At 43.6% G+C, this 266-nt stretch carries 1 protein-coding gene; it reads left to right on the top strand.

Annotated features, from left to right (window positions below):
• Nucleotides 1-261: hypothetical protein (locus tag JI666_RS21100; RefSeq protein WP_206895038.1), on the top strand; the 261-nt coding region annotated here is incomplete at its 5' end.
• Nucleotides 262-266: the final 5 nt, after the last annotated feature.

Genomic DNA, 266 nt, shown 5'->3' on the forward strand with positions numbered 1-266 from the left:
GAGTGCAACCAAAGTGAGTTAATCTCAGGCTATTACCTGCCCGTTCTCGATTTTACGTTGCTCAGTGAGCCAGAAAAGGTGCTTGTAAAAAACTGGCTCAAATCGCCAAGTGAATCTGCCTCACAAGAAACTGAGCAGGCTATGCTGTGTTTCAAGCATGATTTTTGGTTGTCCTTAATGTCGGTCATTGATGCAATGTTTCTTGAAGATTGGGATAAACACCATGAAGAGTACACTCCTAGTTCGTATGCCCGACAATAGATCGG

Origin of the sequence: Bacillus sp. NTK071, from assembly GCF_017303315.1 — a bacterium.
Classification (GTDB): domain Bacteria; phylum Bacillota; class Bacilli; order Bacillales; family Guptibacillaceae; genus Guptibacillus.